We start from the raw sequence: 17,454 nt of genomic DNA on the forward strand, positions 1-17,454 counted from the left end.
GCGCCTCCGTGCGCTCGCCAACCTCTTCGAATTCGACAGCCCAAATCCTAGCCAGCAAGGCTGAAGCCATGACCGACCAAGCTCCCGTCCCTTCGGGCCCCGCCGCCTATACGGGTCCTGCCCGCGTGCTCTCGGGCGTCCAGCCCTCGGGCGCCCTGCACCTGGGCAACTATCTCGGCGCGCTGGTGAAGTTCTCCCGCCTGCAGCACGAGATCGACACCTTCATCTTCGTGGCCGACCTGCACGCCATCACCGTCTGGCAGGATCCGGCGCTGCTGGCCCAGCAGACCCGCGAGATCGCCGCCGCCTACATCGCCTCGGGCCTGGACCCGGACAAGGCGACGATCTTCCCGCAATCGGCGGTGCGCGAGCACGCCGAGCTGGCCTGGATCTTCCAGTGCGTGGCCCGCCTCGGCTGGCTGGACCGCATGACCCAGTTCAAGGAGAAGAGCGGCAAGCACAAGGAGCGCAGCTCGGTGGGCCTCTACACCTACCCGGTGCTGCAGGCGGCCGACATCCTGGTCTACAAGGCCACCCACGTGCCGGTGGGCGAGGACCAGAAGCAGCACCTGGAGCTGACCCGCGACATCGCCGGCAAGTTCAATCACGACTTCGGCGTTCCGGGCGGGGCGCCGGCCTTCTTCCCGCAGCCCGAGCCGTTGATCCAGGGGCCGGGCGCGCGGGTGATGAGCCTGCGCGACGGCTCGGCCAAGATGAGCAAGTCCGATCCGTCGGACTATTCGCGCATCAACCTGACCGATGACGCCGACACAATCGCCGGCAAGATCAAGAAGGCCCGCACCGACCCGGAGCCGCTGCCCGAGACCCTTGAAGAGCTGACCGCCCGCGCCGAGGCCGACAACCTGGTCGGCATCTTCGCGGCCCTGGCCGGCAAGACCAAGGCCGAGGTGCTGGCCGAATACGCCGGCAAGGGCTTCGGGACCTTCAAGCCTGCCCTGGCCGAGCTGGCGGTCGAGAAGCTGGCCCCGGTCGGCGACAAGATGCGCGGCCTGCTGGGCGATCCGGCGGTGCTGGACGCGATCCTGGCCAAGGGCGCGGCCAAGGCCTCCGAGGCCGCCGCCCCGACCCTGGCCGAGGTCAAGAAGCTGGTCGGCTTCTGGGGGGCTTGAGATTCCGGGGGGCTTGAGGTTGGCGGTGAAGCGGCGTTCTGTCTGGCCATGACCGACGCCGCTTCATCTAGTCGCCGCAAGTTCCTCGTCGTCGCCGATGACTCGCCGGAGTTCGCGGCGGCGCTGAAATACGCCTGCCGCCGCGCCCGCTCGACCAACGGTCATGTGGCGCTGCTGAAGGTGATTTCGCCCGCCGAGTTCGAGCACTGGAGCGGCGTGCGCGAGGAGATCGAACGCCAGGAGCGCGAGGAGGCCGAGGCTTTGCTGCAGAGCCTCGCCGGTCAGGTGGTCGCCGCCACCGGCCTGCCGCCCGAGTTCATCATCAAGCACGCCGACAGCGTCCGCACGGCCCTGAAGCAGGTCATCGCCGCCGATCCGGCCATCAAGATCCTGATCCTGGCGACCTCGACGGCCGGCCGTGGCCCCGGCCCGCTGATCTCCGCCATCGCCAAGGACGGCGTCGGCTTCGCGGGCCGCAAGCTGCCGGTGACCGTCGTGCCGGGGGACCTCACCGACGCCGAGATCGAGGCGTTAGCGTGACGCCTCCCGCCAAAGTGGCCGCCGGTTTGGCGTCAGGAGGCGTCAAAACAGATCAGTTGCGCTCCGGGATCCGGACCATCATCCGCTCATAGCCCTTCACGAAGGTCGAATAGACCCGCTTGGGCTCCTCCAGAACCTCGATCCGGGGGAAGCGCTTGAGGATCTCTTCCCAGACGATCTTCAGCTGCATCTCGGCCAGGCGGTTGCCGACGCAGCGGTGGATGCCGAAGCCGAACGACAGGTGGCGGCGGGCCTGGGGCCGGTCGATGATGAAGGCGTCGGCGTTCTCGATCACCGTGTCGTCGCGGTTGCCCGAGACGTACCACATGACGACCTTGTCGCCCTTCTTGATGGTCTTGCCCGACAGCTCGAAGTCTTCCAGCGCCGTGCGGCGCATGTGGGCCAGCGGGGTCTGCCAGCGGATGATCTCCGAGACCATGTTGGGGATCAGGGTCGGGTCGGCGCGCAGCTTGGCTTCTTCCTGCGGGTTCTTCGACAGGGCGTAGAGGCCGCCGGTCAGCGAGTTGCGTGTGGTGTCATTGCCGCCGACGATCAGCAGGATGACATTGCCCAGATACTCCATCGGCGGCATGTCGCGGGTGGCCTCGCCGTGGGCCAGCATCGAGATCAGGTCGTTGCCCGGCTCGGTCTGGTTGACCCGCTCGTTCCACAGATTGGTGAAGTAGCCCAGGCACTCCAGCAGTTCGGCGCGGCGGGCGTCCTCGCTCTCGATGATGCCGCTCTCGGGCGAGGCGGTGGCGACGTCCGACCAGCGGGTCAGCTTGCGGCGCTCTTCCCAGGGGAAGTCGAACAGGGTGGCCAGCATCTGGGTGGTCAGTTCGATCGAAACCCTGTCGACCCAGTCGAACGGCTCGTCGATCGGCAGCGTATCCAGGATCTGGCAGACCCGTTCGCGGATGACGCCTTCAAGGCGGCCCAGGTTCTGCGGCGAGACGATCGGGCTGACCGTCTTGCGCTGGATGTCGTGCTTGGGCTGGTCCATGGCGATGAACATCGGCAGGACGAAGTCCTCGTCGAAGTTCCGGATCGTGATGCCGCCCAGGTGCGCGTCCGACGAGAAGACCTGGTGCGTCGTGTCGACGGTCATGATGTCGTTGTAGCGGGTGATCGACCAGTAGGGACCGGTCTCCTCGTCGCCTTTCGACCAGTGGACCGGGTCTTCTTTCCGAAGCCGCTCGAAATAGGGCCACATGGCGTCGGCCTGGAACAGGGCCGGGCTGGCCACGTGGATGTCTTCCAGGGGCATCGCGTAGGCTTCAGCCCGCGCGGCTTCCTTCAGGTCAACCGAACCATCGCTCATCTTCAGGATCCTCCCGCGGACCATTGTTATGCCGCCATACCGCCAGAAAATGACGCCTGTGTCACTTTTAAAATTCGCCGGTCTACCGTCTTGTGAACGCGGCGGCCGGTCTTGCGTCACGAGGCCGCGAGGTCCATTTCAGGGCCATGTTCATTCAGACCGAAACCACCCCGAACCCCGAGGTCCTGAAGTTCCTGCCCGGCCGCGAAGTGCTAGGCGAGGGCGCGCGGGAGTTCCGCACCCCGGAAGAGGGCGACGTCTCGCCGCTGGCCAAGGCCCTGTTCGAACTCGGCGACGTTTCGCGGGTGTTCTTAGGTCCCGATTTCCTGACCGTCACCAAGGGCGAGGACGCCCAGTGGCCTCACCTGAAGGCGCCGATCCTGGCGGCCATCATGGACCACTTCACCAGCGGCCGGCCGGTGATGCTGGACCAGGCCTCCGGCGCCGAGGGCGGCCACGACGAAGACGGTGTCTATGACGAGGACACGGCGCAGATCGTCGCCGAGATCAAGGAACTGCTCGACACCCGCATCCGTCCGGCCGTGGCCCAGGACGGCGGCGACATCGTCTTCTCCCGTTTCGAGCCGCAGACGGGCGTGGTCTGGCTGCACATGCGCGGCGCCTGCTCGGGCTGCCCGTCCTCGTCGGCGACCCTGAAGGCCGGCGTCGAGAACATGCTCAAGCACTATGTGCCGGAAGTGACGCGGGTCGAGCAGACGCTCTGAAGCGCGAAGGGTTGATCCCGTCGCGCGGGCGGCTATATCGTAACCCATAGAGTTACAGATAGCCTTCCGAAGGATCCATCATGGCCAAGATCGACGACGGCGCGCTCGCCCAGCTGTTCACCGAAGCCCGCACCCGCAACGGCTGGGACCCGACCCCACTGCCGGAAGAGACCCTGCACGCGTTGTACGACTTGGTGAAGTTTGGCCCGACGGCCGCCAACGCCAGCCCGGCCCGGTTCTATTTCCTGACCTCGCCGGAAGCCAAGGCGCGCCTGGCCAAGCTCGCGTCGGGCTCGAACGCGCCTAAGATCCTGCAGGCGCCGGTGACGGTGATCGTCGGCTACGACCTCGATTTTCCGGAAACCCTGCCCAAGCTGTTCCCGCACGCCCCGGGCGCCAAGGACTGGTTCAGCGACGTGACGGCCCGCGAATGGGGCGCGCTGCGCAACAGCTCGCTGCAGGGCGGCTACCTGATCCTCGGCGCTCGAGCCCTTGGCCTGGACGCTGGTCCGATGTCGGGCTTCGACAATGCCGGTGTCGACGCCGAGTTCTTCGCGGGCACGAACATCAAGAGCAACTTCATCGTCTCGATCGGCCACGGTACGGACGAGGGCCTGTTCCCACGCAACCCGCGCCTGACCTTCGACGAGGCGGCGAAGATTCTCTGACTTTAAGTGACAGCCTCTGTCGGCTTTGCCGACAGGTTGGGTGACGGCGGAGGGGCATCGAGCTAAAACGCCCGGATGACCCTCCGCCACACTCTCCTCGCCCTCCCGCTCGTGCTGCTCGCCGCCTGCGGGCCGGCCAAGAAGGACGAGGCCGCCACGGCGCCCGCCGCAGAGACTGGCGCGAAAGCTCCCGTCCACGTCGCCATCGCGCCCTATGTCGGCGGCCCGCTGAAGATCAGCAACGACGGCGTCGGTCCGATCAATGGCTCGGTCGCCTTCGACCTGGCCACGCTGAAGGTGCTGTTCCCGAAGGCCAAGGTCGACAGCGCCTTCCTGCACTTCGGCGAGGGTCCGCCTCAGCCGATCATCAATGTCGAGCAGGACAACGTCCCCTTGGCCGAGATCGGCAAGAACGATGAGGCCGAGATCGCCTATGTCCGCGTCGAGGCCGGCGACGCTCGCGGCCCCAAGGACGAACAGCTGCTGGCAAAGTGGGCCGATCTCGGCTTCGCCGTCGACCAGTGCCGCGCCGGCGAGGGTCGCGAGATCAACCAGACCATCTGCGTGCGCCCCGAGGCCCCGAACGTCTCCTACGTGTTCGGCGTCCCCGGCTATACGGGCAAGACCGTTCCGCCCGAGGCGACCCTGAAGGCAAAGGGCCAGTTGAACAGCTTGATCTGGCGTCCGGCCGAGGGCGCGGTCGTCGGCGCCGGCTGATCCATGATCCTGTCGATCGACACCTGCCTCGGCGCCAGTTCGGTCGCCGTGCTGGACGGCGAGCGCGTGCTGGCCGTGCGGAGCGAAGCCATGACCCGCGGCCACCAGGAGCGCATCGGCGTCCTGGCGCGGGAAGCCGCCGCCGATGCGGGTGTGGCCTTTACCGACCTCACCCGCATCGGCGTTACGGTTGGTCCCGGCTCATTCACCGGCCTGCGCGTCGGCCTTGCCTTCGCCAAGGGCCTGGCCACGGCGCTGTCGATCCCGTGCGTCGGGGTCAATACGCTGGAGAGCCTGGCCTACGGGACCAAGGGCTTCGTCGCGGCCGTGATCGATGCGCGGATGAGCCAAGTCTATATCCAGGGCTTCGCCGACGGCGTTTCACTGATGGCCCCGGACGCCCTGGGCCTCGGCGAAGCCGCGGCACGGCTGGCCGAACTCTATTCCGGCGGACCGGCGACCTTGATCGGGTCTGGCGCGCCGCTGCTGTCCGACGCGCTGGGCCACGCGACCGTCCTGACGCCTGTCTCCCCCGATCCGGTCGCCGTCGCCCGCCTGGCCGCCGCCAAGCTCGCTCCGACCCATTCGCCACGTCCGCTTTATCTGCGCGCGCCCTATGCGACGCTGCCCACGGCTCAAGCCGAAGCATGAACCTGCGTCCCGTTGGGCCCGAGGCCTCTTTCGATCTGGCCGATATCCACGACAAGGCCTTCGACCGGCCCTGGACGGCGCTGGAGTTCGACGACCTGCTGAAATCCCCGGGCGCGTTCGCGGTGCTGGGCGAGGCTGGCGAACCGGCCGAGGCCAAGGGCTTCATCCTGTGCCGCTCGATCGCCGGCGAGGCCGAGATCCTGACCATCGCCGTCGATCCGGCCGCCCGCCGTCGCGGCTGGGGCGCCGCACTGGTGGAAATCGCCGCCGGAATCGCCGCCGAGACCGGGTCCGAGGCCATGTTCCTGGAGGTCGCCGCCGACAATCTGGCGGCCATCGCCCTCTACCAGACGACCGGTTTCGCCAAGGTCGGCCTGCGCAAGGGCTATTATCCCCATCCAGATGGGGCCAAGGACGCGCTTGTCATGCGGCGAGCGCTTAACACTTAAGGGCCGACCGCCTATCTTGCCGCGACTCAGACGGAGCTCCGCCGTGGATCGACTCGAAAAGACCTGTATCGAAAAAGGCATGCGCATGACGGACCAGCGCCGCGTGATCGCGCGCGTGCTGTCGTCGGCCGACGACCATCCGGACGTCGAGGAGCTGCACCGCCGGGCCCACGCCATCGATCCGCACATCTCGATCGCCACGGTGTACCGCACCGTCCGCCTGTTCGAGGAAAGCGGCATCATCGAGCGCCACGACTTCCGTGACGGCCGCTCGCGTTATGAAGAGACGCCCGACCATCACCACGACCACCTGATCGACATGAAGACCGGCAAGGTCGTCGAGTTCGTGGACGAGGAGATCGAGGCGCTTCAGAACGCGATCGCCCGCAAGCTCGGCTACAAGCTGATCGACCACCGTCTGGAGCTCTACGGCATTCCGCTCGAGGACTGAGCGGTCGCGGGTGTGACCCTGACGAACTTGCGCCCGGGGCCGCGTGACCCCATAACCTCGCGCATGAGCGAGACCCCGCAAAAGCGCCTCTATATCAAGACCTACGGCTGTCAGATGAACGTCTATGACAGCGAGCGCATGGCCGATGTCCTGCGCCCGCTGGGCTATGGCGTGGTCGATGATCCGGAAGGCGCGGACCTGGTGGTGCTGAACACCTGCCACATCCGCGAGAAGGCGACCGAGAAGGTCTATTCCGAGCTCGGCTACATCAAGCAGATGAAGGATCGCAAGGCGCAGGACGGTGGTCGCATGACCATCGCCGTGGCCGGCTGCGTGGCCCAGGCCGAGGGCAAGGAGATCATGCATCGCCAGAAGGCGGTCGATCTGGTCGTCGGTCCGCAGGCCTATCACCAGCTGCCGGAGCTTATCGCCCGCGCCCACCGCGCGACCGGTGAGCGCCTGGCCGCCGACTTCGCCGCCGACGAGAAGTTCGACGCCCTCCCGGCCGAGCGCCACGTGACCGGGGTCACCGCGTTCCTGACCGTGCAGGAAGGCTGCGACAAGTTCTGCACCTTCTGCGTGGTGCCCTATACGCGCGGCGGCGAGTGGTCGCGGCCTGTTAACGACATTGTCGAGGAGGCCAAGCAATTGGCCGGCAAGGGCGTGCGCGAGGTCACTCTGCTGGGCCAGAACGTCAACGCTTATGATGGCGACGGCTCTACCTTGGCCAAGCTGGTGCGCGAGCTGGCCAAGATCGATGGTCTTGACCGCATCCGCTACACGACCAGCCACCCGCGCGACATGGGCGAGGACCTGATCGAGGCTCACGGCGAGCTGCCGGAGTTGATGCCCTACCTCCACCTGCCGGTGCAGGCGGGATCGGACAAGATCCTCAAGGCCATGAACCGCGATCACACGGCCGAGAGCTATGTGAAGCTGATCGAGAAGATCCGCGCCGCGCGACCGGACATCGCCATGAGCGGCGACTTCATCGTCGGCTTCCCCGGCGAGCGCGACGGCGATTTCGAAAAGACGCTTGAGCTGGTCCGCGAGGTCGGCTTCGCCTCGGCCTTCTCGTTCAAATATTCGCGCCGCCCGGGCACGCCAGCCTCGGCCATGCCCGGCCAGGTCGACGAGGCGGTCAAGGCCGAGCGCCTGGAGCGCCTGAACCAGCTGCTGGACGAGCAGCAGCGCGCCTTCAACGCCAGCCAGGTGGGCAAGGTCATGCCGGTGCTGTTCGAGAAGTCGGGCCGCCACCCTGGCCAGATCGTGGGTCGCAGCCCATATCTGCAAGCCGTGCATGCCGAGGGCCCTGAAAGCCTGATCGGCATGATCGTGCCTGTCCGCATCGAGAGCGCCGCCAAGATGAGCTTGGGTGGTGTGCTCGAAACCCAGTCCGCTTTGGAGACCGCTTGAGCCGTACGCCTGAGTTCATGCCGCTGTCCGACGACGCCGTCGTCGCCGTTACCGGCCCGTCGGGCCGTCACGCCGCCCTGATCGAAGACGCCTTCAAGGTGCTGATCGAGACCCCAGGCGGTGGCGTAACCATTACCGGCGACGCGCGCGGCCGCACCGGCGCCAAGCGGGTGCTGCAGACCCTGGCCGCTCGCGCCGACGCTGGCGAAGAGGTGGTCGAGGCCGACGCGCGCATCGCCATCGGCTCGGCGCATGAGACGGGCGGCCAGGCTTCGCCCCGCGCGGTGCGCAAGGGTAGCGTCTCGCCCAAGACCAAGGGCCAGGCGCGGTACATGGAGGCCATGGCCACCTACCCGCTGAGCTTTGGCCTGGGTCCCGCCGGGACGGGCAAGACCTTCCTGGCCGTGGCCCACGGCGCCGGCATGCTGATGCGCGGCGAGGTCGATCGCCTGATCGTTACCCGCCCCGCCGTCGAGGCGGGCGAAAAGCTGGGCTTCCTGCCGGGCGACCTGAACGAGAAGGTCGACCCCTACATGGCCCCGGTCTGGGAGGCCCTGACCGACATCATGGGCGCGGACCAGCTGCGTCGCCGCCGCGAGAAGCTGGAGATCGAGGTCGCCCCGATCGCCTTCATGCGCGGCCGCACCCTGGCCCACGCTTTCGTCATCGTCGACGAGGCCCAGAACTGCTCGCGCCTGCAGATGAAGATGGTCCTGACCCGCATCGGCGAGGGGGCCCGCATGGTGGTCACCGGCGACCCGACCCAGGTCGACCTGCTGAATCCTCGCGATTCGGGCCTGGCCCATGCCGTCTCGATCCTGGAAGGGGTCGAGGGCGTGTCGGTGTCGCGCTTCACCTCGGCCGACGTCGTGCGCCATCCGCTGGTCGAGCGGATCGTGAAAGCCTATGACGCCGACGCGGCCCAAAGCACGCCCCGGTAAGTGAGTACGCTCCTCTAAATGACCATCACCGTCGACATCGAGATCGAAGACGAGGCCTGGACCAGGGCGGAGCCGGATACCGAGGCCCTGGTCTGGCGCGCGGCCCAGGCTGTGCTCGACGCGCACGAGGACATCGAGGGCCAGGGGATCGTGATCCTGCTGACCGATGATGACAGCGTTCAGGCCCTAAACCGCGACTTCCGCCAGAAGGACTATGCGACCAACGTCCTGTCCTTCCCCTCGCCCCAAAATCCGGAAGCCAATCCCGAGGGCCAGATCGGCGACATCGCCCTGGCCTATGGCGTCTGCGCGCGCGAAGCGGCCGAACAAGGCAAGTCTCTGGCCCACCACCTGCAACATCTGGTGGCGCACAGCGTGCTTCATCTCCTAGGATATGACCACGAGAACGACGAAGAGGCGGAAGCCATGGAATCGTTCGAGCGCGAAATCCTGGCGGGTCTGGACGTTCCGGACCCTTATGCCGGCGATGAAGAGGGGCGCTGACAAGGGCCATGCCCAGCGACGAGCCTAGTCAACAGCCCGCCGGTCCGGTTCGCAGAAGCCGGGGCGTGCGGGCGTTTTTCCGGCGTATGCGCCGACAGCTGACCGGCGGCGAGCCCGCGCGGCCGCCCGAGCCGCCGCCCGTGACCGGCGCCGTCGACATCGTCGACCAGGCCGAGGCCTTCCAGACCCTGCGGGTCGCCGACGTCATGACCCCGCGCGCCGACATCGTTTCGGTCGAGCTGTCGACCCCGTTCGAGACGGTGGTCGCCCAGTTCGCCGAGGCCGAGCACTCGCGGATGCCGATTTATCGCGAGACGCTCGACGATCCCGTCGGCGTCGTCCACGTCAAGGACATCTTCCGACTGCTCTCCGACGAGGCCAAGCGGCCGGCGGCGGGCGATCTGGTGCTGAACAAGCTGCGCCGTGACGCGTTGTACGTGCCCGCTTCGATGAAGGCCGCCGACCTGCTGCTCCGCATGCGCACCAGCCGTATCCACATGGCCCTGGTCATCGACGAGTTCGGCGGCACCGACGGTCTGGTCTCGATGGAGGACCTGATCGAGGCGGTGGTCGGCGAGATCGACGACGAGCACGACGACGCGGCCGCCGTCGCGATCGTGGCGCGTCCGGGCGGGGTGTTCGACGCCGACGCCCGCGCGCCGCTGGAAGAACTGGAAGCCGCCCTCGGCCGCGAACTGGCCCCCTCCGACATGGAGGAGGACATCGACACCGTCGCCGGCCTGGTCGTGGCGTTGGCCGGCCGCGTGCCGCAACGGGGCGAGGTCATCGCCCATCCGGACGGCTATGAGTTCGAGGTGGTTGAGGCCGACCCGCGCCGGGTGCGCCGGGTGCGCGTACGCGGCGGTTCGTCGCCGCAGACCGCGCCGGTCGCCGAGGATGTCTCTGCTTCGTGACCGCCTGGAAGGACTTCCGAGCGACGGCCTGGAGCGGCCCGGTCCTGGCGCTGCTCGCGGGCCTGGCCGCCGCTCTGGCCCACCCGCCGTTCGGCTTGCTGCCGGGATTGCTGGGTTACTCCGGGCTGCTCTTCCTTTTGGACGACGCCAACCCTGCCAAGCCGTTGCGCTCGGCCTTCTGGCGCGGCTGGCTGGCCGGGGTGGGCTATTTCGCCCTGAGCACCTGGTGGATCGCCGAAGCCTTCATGGTCGACGCCGCAAACCAGGGCTGGATGGCCCCGTTCGCGGTGGCGGCCATGGCCGGGGGTCTGGCGCTGTTCTGGGGCCTTGCGGCGCTGCTCTACCGCTGGGTCCGACCGGCTAGCGCCTGGCGGGTCCTGACCTTCGCCGGCGCCTTCGCGGCGCTGGAGTGGGCGCGCGGCCACGTGCTGACCGGCTTTCCCTGGAACCTGCCGGGCGAGACCTGGCGGGCGGGCTCCTGGCCGTCCCAGGCGGCCGCCCTGGTCGGCGCCTACGGCCTTACCTGGATCACCCTGGCCATCGCCGCCGCCCCTGCCGTGTGGCGCGAGGGCAAGGCGGGGAAGGTCGCGCTGGGCGCCGCCGTCGCCGGCCTCGTCGCGCTCTATGCCTACGGTGCGGTGGTCCAGTCGCGGCCGCTGGCCAAGGGGCCGCCGACGACCGTGCGGATCGTTCAGGCCGACATCCAGCAGGACGCCAAGTGGGACGCCGTCCGCTTCTCGCAGATCGTGCAGTCGTACGTTTCGCTGACCGCGACGCCCTACCAGGACAGGCCCGCGGACATCGTGATCTGGCCCGAGGGCGCCCTGCCGGCGGCGACCAACGACTATCTCGCGCCGGGGACCTGGGTCCGCCAGGCGATCGTCGACAGCCTTCAGCCCGGCCAACTGCTGCTGATCGGCGGCTACCGTTACGAAGGTCCGGTCCAGGCGCCGGTCTATTACAACAGCCTTATCGCCCTGCGCCGCACGGCCACGGACATCGAGGTGGTCGGGGTCTATGACAAGCATCGGCTGGTGCCGTTCGGCGAATACCTGCCGGCGGAGAAGTTCCTCACCCTCATCGGCTTCAAGAGCCTAGCGCATCTGGGCGACGGCTTCGCCACCGGTCCGCGCCCGGCCCCGCTGCGCATCGGGCCCGACCTGCTGGTCCAGCCTCTGATCTGCTACGAGAGCCTGTTTCCGGGCTTGGCCAAGCGCGATCCGAACGTCCGGGTTTTGATCAATGTGTCGAACGACGCCTGGTTCGGCGTGACGTCCGGGCCCTTGCAGCACCTCAATCTGGCTAGCTATCGCGCCATCGAAAGCGCCAAGCCTATCCTGCGCGCAACCCCCACCGGAGTAAGCGCTGTCATCAACGCGCGTGGTCGAATCGTCCCGGGGACCCGGCTCGATTTAGGCAAAAGCGGCGTCGTCGACGCGCAAATACCGGGGATGGGTGAGGTTACACCCTTCGACAACTTGGGGAATCTCGCGTTTCTTGCGCTTCTACTGATATCTGCGGTTGTGTCAGTTCGCTTTCGAGCAGGTGAGTCCTTTTCCTCTATTGCGCGCGTGAAAGACTTAGGCTGAATTAAAACCGCAATTTCAGCTATCAAGCGTGGGTATGAGCGACCTGCCGCACACCGAGCGCCACCCCAATCCCATCGACCTGCACGTCGGGGCCCGCATACGCATGCGCCGAAAGATCCTCGGCGTCAGCCAGGAGCGATTGGCCGAAGACCTGGGGCTGACCTTTCAGCAGGTCCAGAAATATGAGCGCGGGGCCAACCGGGTCAGCGCCAGCAAGCTCTACGAGATCGCCAGGAGCCTGCAGTCGTCCGTGGCCTATTTCTTCGAAGGTCTTGCCGACACCGCCAGCGAGGGCATGGCCGAGGGCGGCGAGCTTTTCGTCCACGATTTCCTGATGACGTCCGAAGGCCTGGAACTGGCCAGCCTGTTTCCCCGGATCACCAAGCCGAAAGTGCGTCGACGGATCCTGGAGCTGGTCCGCTCTATGGCCGAGGAAGCGGAAGCCGACGAAGCCGACAACGACGAGGGCTAAGTCTCTCAAGCTCCGCTTGATCGCATAAACATATCTTTATATGGTTCCTGTCTAACTGACGCCGTACCGGGCGCCTGTCCGCGTGCGCGGAATTTCATGACCGGAGCTGTCTCTTGAGCCGTTCGTCCTACATTTTCACCAGCGAGAGCGTCTCCGAAGGTCACCCCGACAAGGTCGCCGACCGTATCAGCGACACCGTCGTCGACGCCTTCCTGACCGCCGATTCCGAGGCGCGCGTCGCCTGCGAGACCCTGGTGACGACCAACCGCATCGTCCTGGCCGGCGAGGTTCGCGCCGGTAAGCCGGACGGCGACAAGAAGGCCAACAAGGAACTGACCAAGGACATCCTCGCCTCGCTCGAGCCCAAGGTTCGCGCGGCGATCAAGGATATCGGCTACGAGCAAAAGGGCTTCCACTGGCAGAAGGCGAAGTACTCGAACTTCCTGCACGGCCAGTCGGCGCACATCGCCCAGGGCGTGGACGCCACCGAAAAGAAGGACGAGGGCGCCGGCGACCAGGGCATCATGTTCGGCTATGCCAGCACCGAGACCCCGGAGCTGATGCCGGCCACCCTGCAATACAGCCATAACGTGCTGAAGCGCTTGGCCGAGCTGCGTCACAGCGGCGAGCTCTCGGAGCTGGAGCCGGACGCCAAGAGCCAGGTGACCTTGGAATATGATGGCGCCGGCCGTCCCGTGCGCGTCGTCTCGATCGTCGTGAGCCATCAGCACAAGAAGAAGATCGACGGCAAGGCCGCGACCTCCAAGCGCGTGCTGGACCTGATCAAGCCGCACATCCTGCCGGTCTTCCCGGACGGCCTGATCACCAAGAAGACCCAATGGCTGGTCAATCCGACGGGCCGCTTCGAGATCGGTGGTCCGGACGGCGACGCCGGCGTCACCGGCCGCAAGATCATCGTCGACACCTACGGCGGCGCGGCCCCGCACGGCGGCGGCGCGTTCTCGGGCAAGGATCCGACCAAGGTCGACCGCTCGGCCGCTTATGCCTGCCGCTACCTGGCCAAGAACGTCGTGGCCTCGGGCCTGGCCGACCGCTGCACCATCCAGATCGCCTATGCGATCGGCGTGGCTCAGCCCGTCTCGTTCCACGTCGATCTGCACGGCACCGGCAAGGTCGATCCGGCGATCCTGGAAAAGGTCCTGCCGCAGCTGATCGGCGGCGCCACCCCGCGCGCCATCCGCGAACACCTGCAGCTGAACCGTCCGATCTACGCCCGCACCGCCGCCTACGGCCACTTTGGCCGCACGCCGGACAACGAAGGCGGCTTCTCGTGGGAGAAGACCGACCTCGTGGGCGAGCTGAAGGGCCTGGCGTAAGCCAGACCCTCGACCTTCCTTGACGCGGGCTCCGATCCAACCGGGTCGGAGCCCGTTTTCATTTCGCCTTCAAAGCTCTGGAGGCTGTCCGTTTCGGATGAAAGTCCGAAACGGACAAACAGGCTCCATTTCAAACATTTAGAGCGTGGCCGGGCGTCGAAACCGCTTACACTTTCGGCTGCCACGCTCTAAGACGCCGCCCATGACCTCCGCTCCCATCCCTCACGGACCGCTGCGCTCGTTCGGCCGCATTAAGGCGCGCCCGGTGAAGCCGCGCCAGCAGGTCCTGCTCGACACCCTGCTGCCCGAGATCGCCGTGCCGCAAGGCCCGTTCCAGCCGCTGGACCTGATGCCGGAGGCCAAGAGCGTGTGGCTGGAGATCGGCTTCGGCGGCGGAGAGCACATGGCCGCCCAGGCGGGCCGCGCGCCCGAGACGCTGGTCATCGGCGCAGAGCCGTTCGTCAACGGCGTGGCCAGCGCTGTGCGTCACGTCGAAGAGCAGGCGCTGAAGAACGTCCGCATCCATGAGGGCGACGCTCGCGACGTGGTCGACTGGCTGCCCGACGCCTGCCTTGACCGGGTCTTCATCATGTTCCCCGACCCCTGGCACAAGGCGCGTCACAACAAGCGCCGCCTGATCCAGCCCGAGTTCGTCGCCAAACTGGCGCGCGTCATGAAGCCGGGCGCGGCCCTGCGCTTCGCCACCGACTGGGCCGACTACGGCGAGTGGACGACCGAGCGCGTGCTGGCCGATCCGAACTTCCGCTTCGCCGACGCCAACGCCGATCGCAACGCGATCCCGGCGGACCACGTGACCACGCGCTACGAGGAAAAGAAGCTGGGCGACTGCGCGCCGGTGTTCCTGGACTTCCTCAGGACGTAGCGCGCGCCCACGTCTTGAGCAGGGGCACAGTGGCGCAGGCTGGCCCGCCGTCCTTGGCGCGGCCGGCGATGGTCGCCTCAACCACGTCACCCGCGACAAGGTCGGCTGGCAGGTCGTGCAGGTAGATCTTGATCCGCCGCTGCCACTCTGTCTGGCAGTCGCCCGCCGCGCGGCCCGAGGCGATGTAGACGAACCGTCCCCGGCCGTCGGTCCGCACGAAGCCGCCGCCGGGGCGAAGGCCCTGCGGCGTCGAGGTCAGGGTGATCGGAATGTCGAAGGAGAGGTCGCCCTCTGACCTCACCGGATCGACCGGGTGGTTCTTGGCGTCCTGCTTGGAAAAGACCACGCCAGGCGGTGGGTCGGCCAGGATGATCCGCAAGGTGAGATCGATCCTGGCCATCGGAAGCCTTCCCTATCTGATCGGCACGATCAGATAGGACAAAAAGGCTGACCAAGAAAAGAGGACCCTAGTAGGTCTCGTTGTAGCGCTTGATCGCGGTGCGGATGATGTCGGCGGTCTCTTCGATATCGGCCCAGCCGCTGATCTTGGTCGATTTGCCCTTTTCCAGATCCTTGTAGTGCTGGAAGAAGTGGGCGATCTGCTCGGTCAGGATGGTCGGCAGGTCGCGCCAGCTGGACACGCCCGTGTAGAACGGGTGCAGCTTGTCGACCGGCACGGCCAGGATCTTTTCGTCCGAGCCGGCCTCGTCGACCATCATCAGGGTGCCGATCGGACGACAGCGGATGATCGCGCCCGGCACCACGGGGGTCGGGCCCACAACCATGATGTCGGCCGGGTCGCCGTCATCGGCCAGGGTGTGCGGGATGAACCCGTAGTTGGCCGGATAGAACATCGCGGTGTGCAGGAAGCGGTCGACCATCAGGGCGCCGCTTTCCTTGTCGATCTCGTACTTCACCGGCTCGCCGCCCTGCGGGATCTCGATGATGGCGTTGAGGTCGTAAGGCGGGTTGGCGCCGGTCGGGATCTTGGAGAGGTCCATTGTGACTCTTCGTCTTATGAGGTCCGCGGGGAGGCGGCCTGCGCGGGGGTCTCTATAGGCTAAAATTGCTGCGGCGCGGAAGGGGCGTGCGCCGATGGAGTCGACAAGGTTTTTCAATTCGCCTATAAAGCGCCCTACATCGTCCGTTAGCGCTAGATGGCGCTTTCGAGCGGCGGCCGAAAGGCTGCCGCTTTTTGTTTGACCGAATGGGAGCTTGGCTTCCGCCGGTCGTATCGAGTTGAGAAGAACGTGCGCGGTAAGACGCAAGAAGACCGTGATCTGATCGATATGCTCGATCCCGTGGCCGAAACCCTTGGCTACGAGATCGTCCGGCTGCGCCTGATGGGCGGCGCCGAGCAGCGTCGCCTGCAGATCATGGCCGAACATCCGCTGCAGGAAGACGGCAGCGGTGGCGACATGAATGTCGAGGATTGCGCGAAGCTCTCGCGCGGCATTTCCGAAATTCTCGACGCCGCCGACCCGATCACCGGCGAATATACGCTGGAGGTCTCCAGCCCCGGCATCGACAGGCCGCTGACCCGCCTGAAGGACTTCAACGACTATGCCGGCCTCGAGGCTCGCATCGAACTCGACCGCGTCGCCGAGGGCCGCAAGCGCTTCAAGGGCGAGCTGGCCGGGATCGAGGACGATCAGGTCGGCCTGAACATCGAGGGCGAGGACGACGTCACCGTGTACTTCCCCTTCGCCTGGATCATCGACGCCAAGCTCGTCATGACCGACACCCTGATGGAGCGGGGCGCAAAGCAGCGCGCCGCCCGCATCCAATCCGACAACGACGACCTGTCCGAAAGTGAAGAGGACTGACCATGGCCATCGGCATCTCCGCCAACCGGCTCGAACTTCTGCAGATCGCCGACGCGGTCGCGCGTGAAAAAAGTATCGAGAAGGAAGTCGTCATCGAGGCCATCGAGGACGCCCTGCAGAAGGCCGCCCGCGCCCGGTACGGCGCTGAGCACGACATCCGCGTCAAGATCGACCCGCGTACGGGCGAAATGACGCAGAAGCGCGTGATCGAAGTCGTCGCCGACGACACCGAGCTCGAAGGCGAGATCGGCAAGGTCCAGCTGTCGATCGCCAAGCGCACCTGGCGCGACGCCGAGATCGGCAAGATCTACGAAGAAAACCTGCCGCCGTTCGAGATCGGTCGCGTCCAGACCCAGATGGCCCGTCAGGTCGTCATGCATAAGGTCCGCGAAGCCGAGCGCGAGCGTCAGCACGAAGAGTACAAGGATCGCGTCGGCGAGATCGTCAACGGCAGCGTCAAGCGCGTCGAATACGGCAACGTCATCGTCGACCTGGGCCGTGGCGAAGGCATCATGCGCCGCGACCAGTCGATCCCGCGCGAGAACTTCAACGTCGGCGACCGCATCCGCGCCTACATCTACGACGTCCGTCGCGAGACCAAGGGCCCGCAGATCATGCTGAGCCGCGCGCACGGCGGCTTCATGGCCAAGCTGTTCGCCCAGGAAGTGCCGGAAGTCTACGACGGCGTCATCGAGATCCGCGCCGTGGCCCGTGACCCGGGTTCGCGCGCCAAGATGGCCGTCATCTCGAACGACAGCTCGATCGACCCCGTTGGCGCCTGCGTCGGCATGCGCGGTTCGCGCGTGCAGGCGGTCGTGGCCGAGCTGCAGGGCGAGAAGATCGACATCATCCAGTGGTCGGAAGACGAGGCCACCTTCATCGTCAACGGCCTGGCGCGGCGGAAGTCTCCAAGGTCGTCA

General features: G+C 66.5%; 20 protein-coding genes and 1 pseudogene. 18 read left to right on the plus strand and 3 right to left on the minus strand.

Annotated elements, in window-relative coordinates:
• Positions 1–68 precede the first annotated feature (68 nt).
• Positions 69–1,130, plus strand: coding sequence for a tryptophan--tRNA ligase (trpS, locus tag CSW62_RS24690; protein WP_099582107.1), 1,062 nt, complete (start codon positions 69–71; stop codon positions 1,128–1,130).
• 48 nt (positions 1,131–1,178) lie between these two features.
• The gene (locus CSW62_RS24695; RefSeq protein WP_099582108.1) at positions 1,179–1,670 is read left to right on the plus strand and encodes a universal stress protein; all 492 of its coding nucleotides are present in this window, start codon (positions 1,179–1,181) and stop codon (positions 1,668–1,670) included.
• Between the two features lie 52 nt (positions 1,671–1,722).
• On the opposite strand, the gene CSW62_RS24700 is transcribed toward CSW62_RS24695, so the two are convergent.
• Positions 1,723–2,991 carry a cytochrome P450 gene (locus tag CSW62_RS24700; RefSeq protein ID WP_099575198.1) on the minus strand — a complete coding sequence of 423 codons (1,269 nt, stop codon included), beginning with the start codon at positions 2,989–2,991 and terminating at the stop codon, positions 1,723–1,725.
• A gap of 146 nt (positions 2,992–3,137) precedes the next feature.
• On the opposite strand from CSW62_RS24700, the gene CSW62_RS24705 reads away from it, so the two are divergent.
• The 14 genes from CSW62_RS24705 to trmB all read left to right on the plus strand — a co-directional run bounded on the left by CSW62_RS24705 (position 3,138) and on the right by trmB (position 14,708).
• On the plus strand, positions 3,138–3,716 hold the full coding sequence (locus tag CSW62_RS24705) for a NifU family protein (RefSeq protein ID WP_099575199.1): 579 nt from the start codon (positions 3,138–3,140) through the stop codon (positions 3,714–3,716).
• Positions 3,717–3,796: 80 nt separating this feature from the next.
• Positions 3,797–4,384 (plus strand): malonic semialdehyde reductase, encoded by a 588-nt coding sequence (locus CSW62_RS24710; protein WP_099575200.1) that lies wholly within the window; start codon positions 3,797–3,799, stop codon positions 4,382–4,384.
• A 75-nt stretch (positions 4,385–4,459) separates the two neighbouring features.
• Entirely contained in the window at positions 4,460–5,101 is a 642-nt protein-coding gene (locus CSW62_RS24715; protein WP_099582109.1) for a DUF1131 family protein, read from the plus strand.
• Positions 5,102–5,104: 3 nt separating this feature from the next.
• Complete coding sequence (tsaB, locus tag CSW62_RS24720) at positions 5,105–5,752, plus strand: tRNA (adenosine(37)-N6)-threonylcarbamoyltransferase complex dimerization subunit type 1 TsaB (RefSeq protein WP_099582110.1); 648 nt, start codon at positions 5,105–5,107, stop codon at positions 5,750–5,752.
• Complete coding sequence (gene rimI, locus CSW62_RS24725) at positions 5,749–6,201, plus strand: ribosomal protein S18-alanine N-acetyltransferase (RefSeq protein WP_099575201.1); 453 nt, start codon at positions 5,749–5,751, stop codon at positions 6,199–6,201. The genes tsaB and rimI overlap by 4 nt, the downstream gene beginning before the upstream one ends.
• 43 nt (positions 6,202–6,244) lie before the next feature.
• Positions 6,245–6,652, plus strand: coding sequence for a Fur family transcriptional regulator (locus tag CSW62_RS24730; RefSeq protein WP_099575202.1), 408 nt, complete (start codon positions 6,245–6,247; stop codon positions 6,650–6,652).
• Between the two features lie 63 nt (positions 6,653–6,715).
• Positions 6,716–8,068 carry a tRNA (N6-isopentenyl adenosine(37)-C2)-methylthiotransferase MiaB gene (miaB, locus tag CSW62_RS24735; protein WP_099575203.1) on the plus strand — a complete coding sequence of 451 codons (1,353 nt, stop codon included), beginning with the start codon at positions 6,716–6,718 and terminating at the stop codon, positions 8,066–8,068.
• Complete coding sequence (locus CSW62_RS24740; RefSeq protein WP_199170474.1) at positions 8,065–9,009, plus strand: PhoH family protein; 945 nt, start codon at positions 8,065–8,067, stop codon at positions 9,007–9,009. Before miaB ends, CSW62_RS24740 begins: the two co-directional genes overlap by 4 nt.
• A 36-nt stretch (positions 9,010–9,045) precedes the next feature.
• A complete protein-coding gene (ybeY, locus tag CSW62_RS24745) occupies positions 9,046–9,513 on the plus strand; it encodes an rRNA maturation RNase YbeY (protein ID WP_199170695.1) in 468 nt (155 codons plus the stop codon).
• Positions 9,514–9,521: 8 nt separating this feature from the next.
• Positions 9,522–10,427, plus strand: coding sequence for a hemolysin family protein (locus tag CSW62_RS24750; protein WP_099575206.1), 906 nt, complete (start codon positions 9,522–9,524; stop codon positions 10,425–10,427).
• Positions 10,424–12,016, plus strand: a complete 1,593-nt coding sequence (gene lnt, locus CSW62_RS24755; protein WP_099575207.1) for an apolipoprotein N-acyltransferase — start codon at positions 10,424–10,426, stop codon at positions 12,014–12,016. The genes CSW62_RS24750 and lnt overlap by 4 nt, the downstream gene beginning before the upstream one ends.
• A gap of 34 nt (positions 12,017–12,050) precedes the next feature.
• Positions 12,051–12,488, plus strand: a complete 438-nt coding sequence (locus CSW62_RS24760; protein ID WP_099575208.1) for a helix-turn-helix domain-containing protein — start codon at positions 12,051–12,053, stop codon at positions 12,486–12,488.
• A gap of 113 nt (positions 12,489–12,601) precedes the next feature.
• The gene (gene metK / locus CSW62_RS24765; protein WP_099575209.1) at positions 12,602–13,825 is read left to right on the plus strand and encodes a methionine adenosyltransferase; all 1,224 of its coding nucleotides are present in this window, start codon (positions 12,602–12,604) and stop codon (positions 13,823–13,825) included.
• A gap of 202 nt (positions 13,826–14,027) precedes the next feature.
• Positions 14,028–14,708 carry a tRNA (guanosine(46)-N7)-methyltransferase TrmB gene (trmB, locus tag CSW62_RS24770; RefSeq protein ID WP_099575210.1) on the plus strand — a complete coding sequence of 227 codons (681 nt, stop codon included), beginning with the start codon at positions 14,028–14,030 and terminating at the stop codon, positions 14,706–14,708.
• On the opposite strand, the gene CSW62_RS24775 is transcribed toward trmB, so the two are convergent.
• Both CSW62_RS24775 and ppa read right to left on the minus strand, forming a co-directional pair.
• A complete protein-coding gene (locus tag CSW62_RS24775; protein ID WP_099575211.1) occupies positions 14,698–15,108 on the minus strand; it encodes a DUF5990 family protein in 411 nt (136 codons plus the stop codon). The genes trmB and CSW62_RS24775 overlap by 11 nt on opposite strands.
• 67 nt (positions 15,109–15,175) lie before the next feature.
• Positions 15,176–15,709, minus strand: coding sequence for an inorganic diphosphatase (gene ppa / locus CSW62_RS24780; protein ID WP_013077233.1), 534 nt, complete (start codon positions 15,707–15,709; stop codon positions 15,176–15,178).
• Positions 15,710–15,958: 249 nt separating this feature from the next.
• Between ppa and rimP the strand changes: the two genes are divergently transcribed.
• Positions 15,959–16,534, plus strand: a complete 576-nt coding sequence (rimP, locus tag CSW62_RS24785; protein WP_099575212.1) for a ribosome maturation factor RimP — start codon at positions 15,959–15,961, stop codon at positions 16,532–16,534.
• Positions 16,535–16,536: 2 nt separating this feature from the next.
• A pseudogene (gene nusA / locus CSW62_RS24790) lies at positions 16,537–17,454 on the plus strand (transcription termination factor NusA); the annotation flags it as partial.

The organism is Caulobacter sp. FWC2, from assembly GCF_002742625.1.
Taxonomy (GTDB): Bacteria; Pseudomonadota; Alphaproteobacteria; order Caulobacterales; family Caulobacteraceae; genus Caulobacter.

Coding starts and splice junctions, on each gene's coding strand:
- trpS (WP_099582107.1), top strand. CDS start 69: ATGACCGACCAAGCTCCCGTCCCTTCGGGCCCCGCCGCCTATACGGGT.
- CSW62_RS24695 (WP_099582108.1), top strand. CDS start 1,179: ATGACCGACGCCGCTTCATCTAGTCGCCGCAAGTTCCTCGTCGTCGCC.
- CSW62_RS24700 (WP_099575198.1), bottom strand. CDS start 2,991: ATGAGCGATGGTTCGGTTGACCTGAAGGAAGCCGCGCGGGCTGAAGCC.
- CSW62_RS24705 (WP_099575199.1), top strand. CDS start 3,138: ATGTTCATTCAGACCGAAACCACCCCGAACCCCGAGGTCCTGAAGTTC.
- CSW62_RS24710 (WP_099575200.1), top strand. CDS start 3,797: ATGGCCAAGATCGACGACGGCGCGCTCGCCCAGCTGTTCACCGAAGCC.
- CSW62_RS24715 (WP_099582109.1), top strand. CDS start 4,460: ATGACCCTCCGCCACACTCTCCTCGCCCTCCCGCTCGTGCTGCTCGCC.
- tsaB (WP_099582110.1), top strand. CDS start 5,105: ATGATCCTGTCGATCGACACCTGCCTCGGCGCCAGTTCGGTCGCCGTG.
- rimI (WP_099575201.1), top strand. CDS start 5,749: ATGAACCTGCGTCCCGTTGGGCCCGAGGCCTCTTTCGATCTGGCCGAT.
- miaB (WP_099575203.1), top strand. CDS start 6,716: ATGAGCGAGACCCCGCAAAAGCGCCTCTATATCAAGACCTACGGCTGT.
- CSW62_RS24750 (WP_099575206.1), top strand. CDS start 9,522: ATGCCCAGCGACGAGCCTAGTCAACAGCCCGCCGGTCCGGTTCGCAGA.
- CSW62_RS24760 (WP_099575208.1), top strand. CDS start 12,051: ATGAGCGACCTGCCGCACACCGAGCGCCACCCCAATCCCATCGACCTG.
- trmB (WP_099575210.1), top strand. CDS start 14,028: ATGACCTCCGCTCCCATCCCTCACGGACCGCTGCGCTCGTTCGGCCGC.
- CSW62_RS24775 (WP_099575211.1), bottom strand. CDS start 15,108: ATGGCCAGGATCGATCTCACCTTGCGGATCATCCTGGCCGACCCACCG.
- ppa (WP_013077233.1), bottom strand. CDS start 15,709: ATGGACCTCTCCAAGATCCCGACCGGCGCCAACCCGCCTTACGACCTC.